Origin of the sequence: [Clostridium] scindens (assembly GCF_019597925.1) — a bacterium.
GTDB lineage: Bacteria > Bacillota > Clostridia > Lachnospirales > Lachnospiraceae > Clostridium_AP.
This window is the reverse complement of record NZ_CP080442.1, coordinates 1,646,241-1,659,888: the sequence shown is the minus strand read 5'-3', so window position 1 is coordinate 1,659,888 and position 13,648 is coordinate 1,646,241. Positions and strand designations below refer to the sequence as shown.

Genomic DNA, 13,648 nt, shown 5'->3' with positions numbered 1-13,648 from the left:
ATTCTGCCTCCTATCTCATAAGCTTCTGTAACGTCGCCACCAGTTCATCGATGGTTTCTTCCTTTCCCTCCCGTATATCGTTCGCCACGCAGGTTCGGATATGATTTGCCAGAAGCACCTTGTTAAAACTATTCAATGCTGCATTGACCGCTGATACCTGTACCAGAATATCCGTACAGTAAGTATCGCTCTCAACCATCTTTTTTATTCCACGCACCTGGCCCTCAATACGGTTCAGGCGGTGAATCAAATCTTTATACTCTTTCTCAGAACGCTCCTTTTTCTTATGACAGCATTCTTTTATTTCTTCCATCTGTACCACCTCGCTTTACAGGCACATTATATACCCATATGGGGTATATTGCAAGTGCATTTTTTAAGAAATAAAAAAGGCCCTATTTAGGATTCCGGTTTCCCGGTCCTAACATAGAGCCTCCCTATACTTTTTGCGATTCTTTTACTTCTGATCATACGGCTTTACTTCAATCTGCCTCTTCTCAAAATCGATAAAGAGCTGGAATGCATACCCGTCATCGCTGGTGTCCCATATCTCTACATACTTGGGCGACACTTCAATCAGAATCTCCGTATCCTCGTGGCTATACTTGTTGTAGCTTTGCCACAGGTATTTCTCATAGCCCTTTGCAAATCTCTGTCCCGGCTCATCCACCACGAGCCCCTTATTCTTTGCCGTTCCTTCTACCTGTACGCCGCTCCAGCACATGGCTACATTCGGATTCTCAAGCAGCTGCTTCGTCTTGCGGAAGTTCTTGTCCGTCTTAAAATAGATCTTCTCGTCATAGAACAGGCAGCTAACATTGCGCACCATAACGTAGTCGTTCAGGCTGGATGCCAGCGCCATGATCTGGCTGTTGCCAAGCATTTCAAACATGCGTCCCACCGCCTGCTCATAAGTAATGTCTTTGTCCAATGTAAATTTCATGATATTCTCTCCTTTATTTGCTTATAATTCCTTTTATTACACGGCTCAGCCTCTTGTAGACGATAAACGTCACCAGAGACGTAACGCCGTATTTGATCAGATTAAATGGAAGCAGCCCGAACACTGCCATACTGGTTACATTCTTCATCGCCGGGTTTACCGTCCGGCACATCGTAATGATGTCGTCCATGGACATGCCAAATAACTTGACATAGAACGGAATGATCAGATACAGGTTGGTAAATACCGCCATCACCGATACGAATATGGTGCTCACCGCCATACCAGTAATCGCCATTTTCTTCGTCTTATTCCTGTGATAGATAATCAGGGCCGGAAGCACGTAAGAACAGCTTAAGATCAGATTCTGCAATTCTCCGGTTCCCAGGGAGAAACTTCCCTGCATCACAAGCTGCAGCAGGATCTTCACGACAATGATGCATGCGGCCGCCATAGGGCCGAACATGAATCCGCCCAGCATCTCCATAAGCCCGGACAGGTCAAAGGATAAGAACGGGGGCATGAACGGGATCGGGAAGCGAAATAGCATCAGCACCGCGCTGACCGCCCCCATCAGACCGATAAACGCAATCTTCTTTACCTTCATCCTGGCGTCATCACGGCTTTTTAGGTTTTCTCCTGTAGTTACATTGGTTGTTTCTTTCATCTGGTTCATACTGAATCCTCCTCAAAAAAATAACCCGGCACATATACTTATGTCCCGGGCGTAATTACGCAGAAAATGTCTTTTCTCATCCGGACTATACCGTCGGTTCTGGAATTCCTCAAAAAGGTCACCAGATCAGCCGCTTGCGCGGGTCATGGACTATACCATCGGTAGGGACTTGCACCCTGCCACAAAGACTTCTATATTCTTTTTTGAATAGGTGATTGCAGTAACATCATCTGCTGGTTACCATTATATACCTGTATCCTGTTCGTGTAAACCCATTTTTAGTACAAATTCCTCCATTCACACGCCGGAATCAATACCCTTCCTGTCCGCTTTTGCATAGACATCCCGTACGGCCAGCCGTCCCGCCTCTACCTGGAAGCAAATCTCAAGCCCCGCATATTCCATTCCATACATTCGTTCTGGATCCTCCTGGTAGGATGGCCGTGGATCCTGGGCCAGTATCTGTCTCAGCGCTTCTCTTTTCTCTACCGGCACCCGCTTAAGCAGCTCCTCCGGAAATTCCACCGTCAGGCAATAATCCCTTACCCGATCCGCAAAGCCTCCTTCGGCCCGGGGATAGGCATCCACATAAGGAAGATAAGGCTTAATATCGTATATGGGCGTTCCATCCATCAGATCCGCCCCCTTAATATAGAGAATAGGGCCCTTGGGCGTCTCTGCCTCCACCCGTTCCAGTTCTACGCAGGACAGCCCGATTGGATTGGGCCTGAATGGGGAGCGCGAGGCGAATACCCCCACTCTCTTGTTTCCTCCCAGCCTGGGAGGCCGGACCATGGGATTCCATGCTTCTCTTTTATTCTCTGAAAATTCCCAAAGAAGCCAAAGCCTTGAATACTCCTCGATTCCTTTAATGGAATCCGGGTTTCTGAACTTTGGCTCAAATATTATGAATCCATGCGTATCCGCCAGCCCGCTTTGGCGTGGAATGCCGAATTTGGATGGAAAATCCGTGTGTATACGTGCTATTATCTTTAACGTCGCTCCCATTTCCTTCCTCCACGCTTAGAGTTTCTGGCGTATCATCTCTATCTCTTTTTTGTGCTCTGCATCCTCAAGCGGCGTCTCCAAGTAAAACGGAAGTTCCTTAAGCGCCGGATGCCTCATGACCCTAAGCAGCGGCTCCAGGCCAATCTCGCCTGACCCTATCGTGGCATGGCGGTCCTTATGCGAGCCAAAGGGCATCATGCTGTCATTAAAGTGGACTGCCTTGAGCAAATCCAGGCCAATCACCCTGTCAAATTCTTCCAATACGCCGTCCAGATTTCCGACGATATCATACCCTGCGGCGAACACATGACAGGTATCCAGACAGATTCCAATCCGCTCCGGATGTCTTACCCCGTCCCGGATTGCTCTTAAGTGCTCGAACTTCGCTCCAATTTCCGTCCCTTTTCCAGTCATAGTCTCCAGCAGCACCGTGATGTTCTCTTCCCCGGTAATTGCCTGGTCAAGTCCTGCGATAATATTGCGGATTCCTGCCTCGATGCCGATGCCCGTATGGCTTCCCGGATGAAATACAATATTTTCAATTCCCAGGGCATCCATCCTTGCAATATCCTCACGGATGACCGTACAGGCAAATTCATAGACCTTCTCCTTGTCGCTTGCCAGATTCATCGTATAAGGCGCATGAGCCAGCAAGGGGCCAAACTGGTTTTTGCGACGGATCTCCTGGAATCTTCCGATCTCCTCTTTTGTATAGGTTTTATAATTCGAGCCTCTGGGATTACGGCTGAATATCTGCATGGTATTGGCCTTCATCTCTACCACATTTTCAGCTGTTTTGGCAATTCCTTTGGCAATCGACATATGCGTTCCTATTGTCAGCATCTTCTCCTCCACACATTTCTATTCTTCTGCATGCCTTTATACGCTTCTGAGCACTCCATACAGACACGCTAAATCAATGGGCTTTGGTACAAAAGCCGTCATGCCTGCCTCCATAGCCCTTTCTTCATCCTCTTTGAATGAATTTGCCGTCATAGCGATAATAGGTATGGTCTTACTATCTGGATGGACGCTGGCACGAATCTCCCGGCATGCCGTAAGGCCATCCTTTACAGGCATTCTTATGTCCATCAGTATCACATTGTAATATCCCTTGCTGCTTTGAAGGAACATCCTTACGGCTTCCTCGCCATTGGATGCGCGTTCTATAGATGCTCCCTTACACTCCAGCAAATCTTTTGCAATCTCTGCATTCAAATCATTATCTTCTGTAAGAAGAATTCTTTCTCCATTCAAATCAATGTCTTCCGCCTGAAGATTCTTCTCAATATCCTTTTCTTCGCCCAATTTCAAGTCAATTGTAAAATAAAAATTGGATCCTTCTCCCTGCACGCTTTCAACCTGTATCTTTCCGCCCATAGTCTGTACGATCTGGTCGCTGATAGGCAGTCCAAGCCCGGTCCCCTCATTCTGCGCCATATTCGTGCCCACTTGCTCGAAAGAAGAGAATATTATATTCTGGAATTTAGGCGCAATCCCTATACCGGTATCTTCCACAGAAAAATAATATCTTGCTTCTTCACTGGTAGAAGACTGCTCCTTGATTGTCAAGGTTACAATTCCATTTTCAGGCGTAAACTTGATCGCATTGGACAGAAGGTTCAAAAGTACTTGGCGAAGCCTGAGAGGATCGCCTTTCAGGCAGAAGTGCTGGATATCCACATTATGGCGGAATGCAACCTTATTTTCCTGTGCCTTGTGTTCCACCATTTCTTCGATCTCATCCAGCAGGTCTCCCATCAAGAAGTCCACAGCCTTGATCTCCATCTTCCCATTCTCAATCTTTGACATATCCAGAATATCATTAATCAAGGACAGAAGATACTTGGAAGATGAATGTATTTTCCTAAGCCTCTCTCTGACGGGGGCTGGCACATCCTTCTCCATCTCCGCCAGATCCGCAAGTCCCACAATCGCATTCATCGGCGTTCGGATTTCATGACTCATCTTTGACAGGAATTCGCCTTTAGCCTGGCTTTTCACCTCCGACTTTTCCAGTTCCGCCTGCATCATGCGATTCTTCCATTTTGAACGCATAATCATGAAGATCCCGGCCAGGATCATCAGGCAGAACAAAACGATAATCACAATAGACGCAAATGGATTCGCGTATATCAGATCCGACAGCGGCATCTGGGTATATCCCATAGACACCAGATTCTTATCCAGGATAGTGTTTGTAGTCTTGGTAGATATGTTTCCGATCGCCTTATTCAATATTACAAAAAGTTTCGTATCCACGGGACGTCTCATGGCAAAGGATATCTGCGTGCTGTTATTTACTCTCGTGACTGGCACAAGATTCACATAGCGGTGATTCTGCATCTCCTGATCCATATGCGCCGACAGTCCATAATAGAAATCTATCTCTCCGTTGTTGACCGCCTGCATTCCTTCTCTGGATGTTCCAAAAGTACGCACTTTATCTGCCTGTATTTCCTTGGGCATAGTCCGCCCTTCCAGAATTCCGCCTACCAGCCCGGAATCGGGATAGTCAGCCGACTTATTTTTTATAATAATACTATTCAAGCTGACATAGGACTTGGTCAACGCCATTCCGTCGGCGAACGCCTCCTCCTTGGAATCCAGAAATCCCCCCATAATATCCGCTTTTCCACTTTTCAGCAATTCTAAAGCTTCTTTATAGGAATCCGCAAATACATACTCAAACTTCAATCCTGTGTAATCGGATATCTCGCTTAAGAAGTCCGGAATCATGCCTTTATGATGATCGGCAGTATTATCAATGCAGTAAAACGGATGCCAGTCTTTAACAATAGCAACCGACACCGTTTTTTTCTTCGCTATATAATCCAGTTCCTCGCTATCCAGACGGATGTCCGCCGTCTTAAGGTCCGGATAATTGTCTTCATATTTCTCTACTGCAAAATTCGGATCCGCAACCAGGATATTCTCCATAGCCATGTTAAGTCCGTCCAGGAGTTCTTCGTTTCCAGGCTGAGTGACGATATAATAGGGCTGGGCTTCAAAAGATGTCACGACCCTGAATTCGTCATCCAAGTCAAGGTCATTCCCCATAAGAAGGTCTACATCCCCGTTCTCCAGATAGTCGTAGAGATTCTTCTCCTTTTCCATCTCTGCGCTGGTATAGTACTTTAAGGTACAGTCAATCCCATTTATCCTAAGATATTCCTTCAGCCGTTCTATCTTATCTCCGGCTTTTTCATAGACGCCTATTACTTTGCCATTAAGGGACTGAAGATCGTAACTTCTAAGTTCGTCATTGTCTTTCATACATAGAAGCGTCACCCGGCCGCCTCCCATAGAGTAATCCGGATAAGCAAAGTATTGTTCTAATTCAGGAGAATAATAGGTGCCGCCCATCAGTTCATACTCCCCATCAAGGAATCCGCCAATCAATTCTTCTGCTCCTACATCAATATACTCGTACTCCCAGTTTGTATACTTGGCAATTTCATTCAAGTAATCTATGATAAGCCCGGTATGGTTGCCATATTTGTCTATCTCGCTTAGGCCTGGCGCTTCCACAACCCCGACCCGGACCACGCGCCCTGTCTTATCCGCACTCTCCTCCGAGGCCGCGACCTGGCGATCTCCCGCCGGTGAAAGAAACAGGCAAAGAAAAATGACAGACGCCATTATGACTGCCATGCATTTTTCTTGTATTCTTCTATTCTTTTTTATATTTGATCTACCATATGCCATGCTTTATCCATCCTTGTAACTTTATTATATATCTAACGCATGGATTCAGTATAACATAAAATCTTTTTAAAAATAATACTATTACCGTAAATTTATTTTAGATATAATTTTTATTCCTCCGCTCCCCTTTATTACATATATAATACGCGTCATAAGCAACATTTCCCGTTAAATCTACCCCCATAATAATCCTTCCACTTTTCATCACTCAGTCTCTCCCTATACCAGACAGGATCAGCATTATCCTTGGAGTCAATTACATGATTGGAAACATACTGGAACCTGCCGCCATCAAGCGGACGTACCACAACTTCATGGCTGTACGCCTTCTCCATATTCCGGTCAGGCCATACTGCGTCCACGACGAGTTTGATCGTCCCATCTTCCTGTTCTTCATAAGATACCACCTCCGGGTAGGGAATATCCGGAGTAGAGCCAAAGTCAAACATTCCTCTGGGCCTGTACTGGTAAGTATGACTGCCTTCCTGATAGGTGGTCTTTTGCCGCAGCACGGAAGGGTCAATCTGAAAAAATGCCAGGAAGACATTTTCGAATTCTTCTTCCGGCACATCGTATGTCTTTCCTGTAAAGGCAAATTCCACATCCAGCCTCTTTCCATACTTCATCTGATACATAGGCTCGAAGATGTCATAGAAGTTCAAATTGCCATAGTCATTCTCGCTCCAGTCCTCCAGAAACATATTATTCAGCCGATACCCCACCGGCATGATATACTTCTGGTTCAACTCCCGGCAGTCCTGATCCAGGGGCTTCACTCTTATAGCCGTATGCCCTGAAAATCCATCATACCCGGGTGGCTGGTACTTTTCAAAAAACAGGTACCCTTTCCCAGAGTAGTTCCAAGCATATGCCTGATATTCATCCGTCTCCTTTTCCACTGGCTCGCCATTGCTCCATGCGACATACCCCTGCCTCACTTTTAACGTTCCCTCCGAAGCCTCCAGGTCATACCGCATAAATCCTCCATCATCCTTCACGGCGATGATCGTCTGGACAGCCTCCTTTCCTTCGCCGGCTCTTTTGCAGAACGCTTCCGCCTGCGCCGCGTTTTCCATATCAACCTGATTCTCAGCGTCCACTGCCACAAGTCCATCCTCCCCCAGACGTTCTACGATTTGGCGGATAGTAGCCAGATCCTCTAACGTTCCATCCTTGCAGGCTTTCTCATATATATCCTGGTAACTCTTTGCAATTTCAACCGACTTCCTATCTGCATGCTCCTTTGAACCATCCTTCGTGTTTTTGCCAGCGCAGCCTGCCGCGGCAAGCAGTAAGAATGCAATAACCAAAATCGTTTTTTTCATCTTCCGTCCCCTTTTCTTACAAATGTAATCTTTTGTTAATATTACACTTGTAAGATTTCTATGTCAAGCCTTGTCTTTGTAATCTCCTTTATTTTCCTGCACGCAAAAAGGACAGCCCCTGCAAATGCAGAAGTCTGTCCTTTCAAGCGGCTGGCGCACACGCAGCCGGATTACTCGCATATTGTTATCCGCCAAGTCCATCATATCCCTGTGTCAATAGAATTTATAGCAGTCCTTGCCCTGGCCTTTTGCCTTATACATAGCCTGGTCGGCAGAATTAAACAGGCTGTCAAAATCTCCGCCATCTTCCGGCGCAAACGCTACTCCGATACTGCAGCTGATGTCAACTTCCCTGCTTTTTCCAAGTTCTCTTATCTGCCCTTTTAATACTTCCAGTCTTTGTCTTACCGTCTCCCTGTCTTTCATCTCTTTGAGGAATACCAGAAATTCGTCTCCTCCTACCCGCCCCGCAATATCATCCGAACGGCAGAACAGACGAAGGATCTTTCCCACATTCCGGAGAATATCATCTCCTTTCGAATGTCCGCAACAGTCATTCACCTTTTTGAAATTATCAATATCAAAGATCAGTAAAACGCCGGTTCCTCCTTCCACAAGGTATTTCCGACAGCTATTTTCAGCCGTGATCTTATCAAACAGGCCTGTCAACTTATCAATTTCCATCTTATGCGTCAGTTCTTTCTCAAGCCTATGCGCTTCTTCCAACTGCGCGTTCTTCTCTTCCAAGGCTCGGTTCTGGCGGGCTTTCAGGCGATAAATATAGGCCAGCCCGATAAAAAGCGCCACCAGGACAGCAATAAATATTCCAATCACAATCATCTGGACAGGATATTGCCGCACTAGTTCCTTAAAGGTCACCTTCTGCGCGCCGCGAAGCGTATTCTCCAATATACATTCCGATACTTCCTCCGAATCTAGTTTCAGTATCAGCTTGTTCATCACGGAAATCAATGGTTCCGGATTCTCTTCGGACATTGCCACGCATAGCGGTACCTGGAATGATGACGTCGTGATATTCATCAGTTCTGTCTCATCCCGGAATACGTACAGCGTCTGCCATGCGGCAGTATTGACCGGTACGATGTCGACCTGTCCCTTTTTAAGCGCCTTGACGCACCCCTCCCAGGAATCATAGAACTTCACATCCCAGTCCGGATATTCCTTTTCAATCCATGCCTCTGTGTTTTCCTCCTGCATCGGCAGTGCGGCCTTCAAATGCTTCCCTTGCAGGTTATCCGCTCCTTTATAGGCCAGCACTACATATGGCATATCATAAAAACTATCCGACAGCGCCAGCCGTCCTTTATTCTTTAAGGAAGATGCGGATACCGCATCCAGAAGGACATCTGCCTTGCCAGCCTCAAGCAGCTGGAATGCGCTTCTCTGAGGTCCATAGCCGCTGATCTTAAATCTCATTCCGCTTTTCTTTTCCAGCAGCTTGATAAAATCAGGGTATATTCCCTTCATTTCTCCCGTCTCTTTATCCTTCCAGGATAAGGTATAGTTGTCTGCCTTGCACAGCACCTTCACTTCATCCGCATTTTCGATATACTCGGCTTCCTCCCTGGTGAATCCCACGGCCTGCCTTTCAATCTCCCCATAATATTTTTCATGCAGCTGCGCAGCATAATAGGGGTTTTCCAGATGGATCAGATACTGGGCGCGATCTAATTCCTCCATCAGATCCGGCTGGTTTACGGAGGTAATAAAATACGCTGGCATATAATCGATCTTAGCCAGAAGCTTCTGCGTATCATAATAATTCATATTGCCATTGATGATAGCATCTACTTCTCCTTCTTCTAATGCTGCTTCAAGGGACTCGCTGTTCGCATACGACTTCTTATTTACCGCAAAATCATGCTTTGCTGCATACTGGTCAAATACATCGTTCAGATAATTGCCTTCAATTATTCCCACCGTCATGCCATCAAAATTCTCGAAGTCCTCATAATAAATCTTGTCATTGTTTTTGCGCCCTATTAAGGCTGCATAATCCATGCAGCAGTAATCCTGGCTAAACAGATAATCTTTTGCCCGTTCCTCTGAATATTCCGCAGGCATCAGAAGGTCGATCTTTCCCTCCTTCAGCCAACTCAGGCATTCTGCCCAAGAACCGTTTACATATTCGTATGTCCAGCCTGTATGCTTTGATATTTTCTCTAGATACTCGGATGCATAGCCGCTGACATTCCCATCCTGGTCCACAACCAGAAAGTCTTCGATGTCGATACAGCCCACCTTGATAGTCCTGCTCTCCTGCGCCTGTATTGGCAGTACCTGCATGGCTGTCAGAGCAATCGCTACGATCAGCACCTTATGGATCATTCGTCTTAAGCGGCTAATTGTCCTGCTGTCCTCAGTCATTAGACTTCCTCCAATTCAGGCTTTTTGCTTACTCATTTCTATCAATCTGGAATTTTTCTATCAATTCCTTTAATAACTGGGCCTGGGCAGACAGTTCTTCACTGGCAGCCGCATTTTCGCCCGTCCTGGCGCTCCTATCTCTTATCTCTGAGCATGACGTCATGCGCGCCGCCTTCTACAATGCTTGTGGAAGACACCAGCGTAATCTTGGCTTTCTGCTGCAGTTCGGGTATATTGATCGCTCCACAGTTGCACATCGTTGACCTTACCTTGCTCAGCGTAAGATTTACATTGTCCTTCAGGCTTCCGGCATACGGGACAAAAGAATCTACGCCCTCTTCAAAAGACAGCTTCTTATCTCCCCCCATGTCATATCTCTGCCAGTTCCTGGCTCTGGCGCTTCCCTCGCCCCAATATTCCTTCATATAGCTTCCATTAATATTTACTCTTTTTGTAGGGCTCTCATCAAATCTTGCAAAATATCTGCCCAACATAATAAAGTCTGCTCCCATAGCAAGCGCAAGGGTAATGTGGTAATCATGCACAATGCCTCCGTCAGAACAGATTGGAACGTAGATTCCCGTCTCTTCATAATAGGCATCCCTGGCTTTTGCCACCTCGATGAGTGCTGTAGCCTGTCCCCTTCCGATGCCCTTCTGCTCGCGGGTAATACAGATCGCTCCGCCGCCGATTCCTACCTTGACAAAATCTGCCCCAGCCTCAGCGAGGAATCGGAATCCTTCCGCATCCACTACGTTGCCTGCCCCTACTTTCACGCGGTCTCCATAATTTTTGCGGATATAGTCAATCGTCAATTTCTGCCACTCTGAAAATCCTTCTGAACTGTCTATGCACAGAATGTCTGCGCCGGCCTTAAGCAGCGCGGGCACCCGTTCTTCATAATCCCTGGTATTAATTCCAGCGCCTACCATATACCGCTTGGAACTGTCTATCAATTCATACTCATTCTTCTTATGGGTATCGTAATCCTTGCGGAAAACCAGATATACCAGTTCCTGGTCCTTATTGACCAGAGGAAGGCAGTTAATCTTATGCTCCCAGATAATGTCATTCGCTTCTTTCAGCGTGGTCTCTTCCTGCGCATATACAAGGTCATCCAGCTTGGTCATGAAATCTTTGACCTTTGTATCAGGAGTCATCCTGCTTACCCTGTAGTCTTTGTTCGTTACAATTCCCAGCAGTTTTCCATTGGGACTGCCATCTTGAGTTACCGCTATAGTAGAATGGCCGGTCCGCTCAGTCAGCCCGAGCACATCCTGAAGCGTCATCTCCGGCGATACATTGGAATCGCTCACTACGAACCCCGCCCGGTACCGCTTGACTTTTTCGATCATCCCCGCCTGAGATTCTATAGGCTGCGATCCATAGATAAAAGACAGGCCGCCTTCCTGGGCCAGGGCAATTGCAAGCCTGTCGTCAGAGACCGACTGCATGATTGCCGAAACCATCGGGATATTCATCGACAGTTCCGGCTCCTTCCCCTTCTCAAACTTCACCAGCGGCGTCTTAAGGCTTACTTTCGATGGAACACATTCCACAGAAGAATAGCCTGGAATCAAAAGATACTCGCTGAATGTCCTGGATGGCTCCTCATAATAAAATGCCATGTTAATCCTCCTTTTTTCTACCGTTTCCCACAGTCGAATTCATTAATGTAACTATACCACAAAAACGGTAAAATACAAACCTTCTATTTGGTTTAGGAGTCATGATTTGTTTTCTTATTCTTTACCAGGAAAACAGCTATCAGCAATAAGATTAATGTTGCGAATGACATTGAAAGAAATGCCACATTCAAGCCATGGATAGCCGCATTCTCTCCATACCGGGCTCCCTGCTTTTCGGCAACGGTCGTCATGATTCCGACAAAGGCCGCCGTTCCAATGGCACCTGCTATTGTTCTAAGAGAGATTAAAAGCGCTGTCCCGTCAGCCATCAGTTTTTTCTCCACATGGCTATTTCCCCAGGTTACAAAAGGCATCATCAGACACCCGATTGCTGCGCATCTTACGACATAGAATGCCCCGGCTGTCCACACCGGCATCTGCATCGTGATAAAGGCCATGCCAAGATTACTGGCCAGCATGCATAACGCGCCTGTAACAAACAACTTCTTCATCCCCAGCCGGTCATAGATTCTGCCTGCAAACGGGCTGACCACTGCCATTGCCAGCGAGCCTGGCAGCGTCACCAGTCCTGAGACGGTGGCAGAATATCCCAAAATTGACTGGACATAAAGGGGCATGATTACGGCCGAGCCCATCATGACCAGGTACAGCAGCATGCTGCCAATAACGCTTAACGCGTATTCCTTGCTCTTCAAAACCCGCAGTTCAAGAAAAGGCTGCTCAGATTTAAGCTGCCGGCGCACGAACCAATAGCCCGCCAGCAATCCTACTGCCAGCAAAGGCAGAACCTTCCAGTCCAATATGGGATACGTGCCGATATTGCCGATTCCCAGAGTGATTCCTGCAAAAGCTGCCGCGCTAATAACGAATGACAGGACATCGAATTTCTTTTTCGTAACATCCAAAACATCGTCAAATACAAAAAGCGCGCACAGAAATGACACTGCGATGATTGCCGCAACAATATAGAAGATGTATTTCCATCCAAATAAGTCAACGATGACTCCTGCCAGCGTAGGCGCGATCACCGGGGCTGCTCCAATAGACAGTCCATACCAGCCCATAATCGTTCCCCGCTTTTCCAAAGGATATATAATGAGCAGGACGACCTGGGACATGGAAGTAAGGATGCCGCTTCCACATGCCTGCAGGATTCTTGCTGTCATCATGACTGAGAAATTAGGCGCGACAGCGCAAGTAAGAAGCCCTATCATAAAAATCCCAAGTCCTGCAAGGTAAAGCCTGCGAGTAGGGAATCTGGTAATCAGGAACGCCGTCAGCGGCATCGTAATCCCCATTGCCAGGGAATAACCGCTTGTCAGCCACTGTCCCGTCGAGACGCTGACATGCAGGTCCTGAATAATCGGAGGAAGCGCTGTCGTAAGCGCCGTAGCCAGCATGCTGGACGCGATGCAGCTAATCATAATATTTAAAAATATCAGCGTACGCTTTCGATCTGTAAGCCTGCATGCATTACTCATTCTCTTCTGCCTCCATCTCCAGGTAATTTTCCTTAATCTTTTTAAGAGTGCTGTAGAACTGTCTTTTCTCCTCATCGGAGATATGATCCATGATCTTATGACGTGTCTTGGCCCGTCGCCGGTTATATTCCTTTGCCTTTTGCGCGCCCTCTTTCGTCAAAGATACTATAAGGCTTCTCTTGTCATCCGGAACCGGCGTTCTTTCTACCAGCCCTTTCCGTTCCAGCTTAGACAGCAATTCGCTTAAGGATGTCGAACGGATATGCAGGGCATCCGCCAGTTTTCTCTGATTCATAGATCCCATCATTTCCAGAATAAGGATGCATCTGTGCTGTCCCTCGCAATGCTGTGTCCTATTAGAAAGCCTGCGGGCGAATCTCTTATCTAACTTTTCTACTTCGATAAATAGTTCTATAATGTCTTCATCATTGATACTCATCTAACTCTCCTATCCTCGACTTTTGTCGTAT

At 46.7% G+C, this 13,648-nt stretch carries 12 protein-coding genes and 1 riboswitch; all 12 genes read right to left on the bottom strand.

What is annotated here, in order from left to right; all coding sequences use genetic code 11:
- Nucleotides 1-10: 10 nt before the first annotated feature.
- Nucleotides 11-313: a metal-sensing transcriptional repressor gene (locus K0036_RS08060; protein WP_025643826.1), complete on the bottom strand. Its 303-nt coding sequence runs from the start codon at nucleotides 311-313 to the stop codon at nucleotides 11-13.
- 144 nt (nucleotides 314-457) lie between these two features.
- Nucleotides 458-943, bottom strand: coding sequence for a pyridoxamine 5'-phosphate oxidase family protein (locus K0036_RS08055; protein WP_025643828.1), 486 nt, complete (start codon nucleotides 941-943; stop codon nucleotides 458-460).
- A 13-nt stretch (nucleotides 944-956) separates the two neighbouring features.
- The gene (locus tag K0036_RS08050; protein WP_025643830.1) at nucleotides 957-1,619 is read right to left on the bottom strand and encodes an ECF transporter S component; all 663 of its coding nucleotides are present in this window, start codon (nucleotides 1,617-1,619) and stop codon (nucleotides 957-959) included.
- Nucleotides 1,620-1,683: 64 nt separating this feature from the next.
- Nucleotides 1,684-1,812: riboswitch (FMN riboswitch) on the bottom strand.
- A gap of 104 nt (nucleotides 1,813-1,916) precedes the next feature.
- On the bottom strand, nucleotides 1,917-2,627 hold the full coding sequence (tsaA, locus tag K0036_RS08045) for a tRNA (N6-threonylcarbamoyladenosine(37)-N6)-methyltransferase TrmO (RefSeq protein ID WP_220431116.1): 711 nt from the start codon (nucleotides 2,625-2,627) through the stop codon (nucleotides 1,917-1,919).
- Nucleotides 2,628-2,642: 15 nt separating this feature from the next.
- Complete coding sequence (locus K0036_RS08040; protein WP_220431115.1) at nucleotides 2,643-3,470, bottom strand: deoxyribonuclease IV; 828 nt, start codon at nucleotides 3,468-3,470, stop codon at nucleotides 2,643-2,645.
- A 36-nt stretch (nucleotides 3,471-3,506) separates the two neighbouring features.
- Nucleotides 3,507-6,335 carry an ATP-binding protein gene (locus K0036_RS08035; RefSeq protein WP_220431114.1) on the bottom strand — a complete coding sequence of 943 codons (2,829 nt, stop codon included), beginning with the start codon at nucleotides 6,333-6,335 and terminating at the stop codon, nucleotides 3,507-3,509.
- A gap of 149 nt (nucleotides 6,336-6,484) precedes the next feature.
- Nucleotides 6,485-7,660 (bottom strand): DUF6070 family protein, encoded by a 1,176-nt coding sequence (locus K0036_RS08030; RefSeq protein ID WP_220431113.1) that lies wholly within the window; start codon nucleotides 7,658-7,660, stop codon nucleotides 6,485-6,487.
- Nucleotides 7,661-7,873: 213 nt separating this feature from the next.
- Nucleotides 7,874-10,048: a GGDEF domain-containing protein gene (locus K0036_RS08025; protein ID WP_220431112.1), complete on the bottom strand. Its 2,175-nt coding sequence runs from the start codon at nucleotides 10,046-10,048 to the stop codon at nucleotides 7,874-7,876.
- A 28-nt stretch (nucleotides 10,049-10,076) separates the two neighbouring features.
- Nucleotides 10,077-10,211, bottom strand: coding sequence for a hypothetical protein (locus K0036_RS19095; protein WP_256147848.1), 135 nt, complete (start codon nucleotides 10,209-10,211; stop codon nucleotides 10,077-10,079).
- A complete protein-coding gene (locus K0036_RS08020; protein ID WP_025643840.1) occupies nucleotides 10,183-11,676 on the bottom strand; it encodes an IMP dehydrogenase in 1,494 nt (497 codons plus the stop codon). The genes K0036_RS19095 and K0036_RS08020 overlap by 29 nt, the downstream gene beginning before the upstream one ends.
- A 92-nt stretch (nucleotides 11,677-11,768) precedes the next feature.
- Nucleotides 11,769-13,178 carry an MDR family MFS transporter gene (locus K0036_RS08015; RefSeq protein ID WP_220431111.1) on the bottom strand — a complete coding sequence of 470 codons (1,410 nt, stop codon included), beginning with the start codon at nucleotides 13,176-13,178 and terminating at the stop codon, nucleotides 11,769-11,771.
- A complete protein-coding gene (locus K0036_RS08010; RefSeq protein ID WP_173693159.1) occupies nucleotides 13,171-13,617 on the bottom strand; it encodes a MarR family winged helix-turn-helix transcriptional regulator in 447 nt (148 codons plus the stop codon). The genes K0036_RS08015 and K0036_RS08010 overlap by 8 nt, the downstream gene beginning before the upstream one ends.
- Nucleotides 13,618-13,648 lie beyond the last annotated feature (31 nt).

Coding starts and splice junctions, on each gene's coding strand:
- K0036_RS08050 (WP_025643830.1), bottom strand. CDS start 1,619: ATGAACCAGATGAAAGAAACAACCAATGTAACTACAGGAGAAAACCTA.
- tsaA (WP_220431116.1), bottom strand. CDS start 2,627: ATGGGAGCGACGTTAAAGATAATAGCACGTATACACACGGATTTTCCA.
- K0036_RS08060 (WP_025643826.1), bottom strand. CDS start 313: ATGGAAGAAATAAAAGAATGCTGTCATAAGAAAAAGGAGCGTTCTGAG.
- K0036_RS08025 (WP_220431112.1), bottom strand. CDS start 10,048: ATGACTGAGGACAGCAGGACAATTAGCCGCTTAAGACGAATGATCCAT.
- K0036_RS08015 (WP_220431111.1), bottom strand. CDS start 13,178: ATGAGTAATGCATGCAGGCTTACAGATCGAAAGCGTACGCTGATATTT.
- K0036_RS08035 (WP_220431114.1), bottom strand. CDS start 6,335: ATGGCATATGGTAGATCAAATATAAAAAAGAATAGAAGAATACAAGAA.
- K0036_RS08030 (WP_220431113.1), bottom strand. CDS start 7,660: ATGAAAAAAACGATTTTGGTTATTGCATTCTTACTGCTTGCCGCGGCA.
- K0036_RS08055 (WP_025643828.1), bottom strand. CDS start 943: ATGAAATTTACATTGGACAAAGACATTACTTATGAGCAGGCGGTGGGA.
- K0036_RS08010 (WP_173693159.1), bottom strand. CDS start 13,617: ATGAGTATCAATGATGAAGACATTATAGAACTATTTATCGAAGTAGAA.
- K0036_RS08020 (WP_025643840.1), bottom strand. CDS start 11,676: ATGGCATTTTATTATGAGGAGCCATCCAGGACATTCAGCGAGTATCTT.
- K0036_RS19095 (WP_256147848.1), bottom strand. CDS start 10,211: ATGACGTCATGCTCAGAGATAAGAGATAGGAGCGCCAGGACGGGCGAA.
- K0036_RS08040 (WP_220431115.1), bottom strand. CDS start 3,470: ATGCTGACAATAGGAACGCATATGTCGATTGCCAAAGGAATTGCCAAA.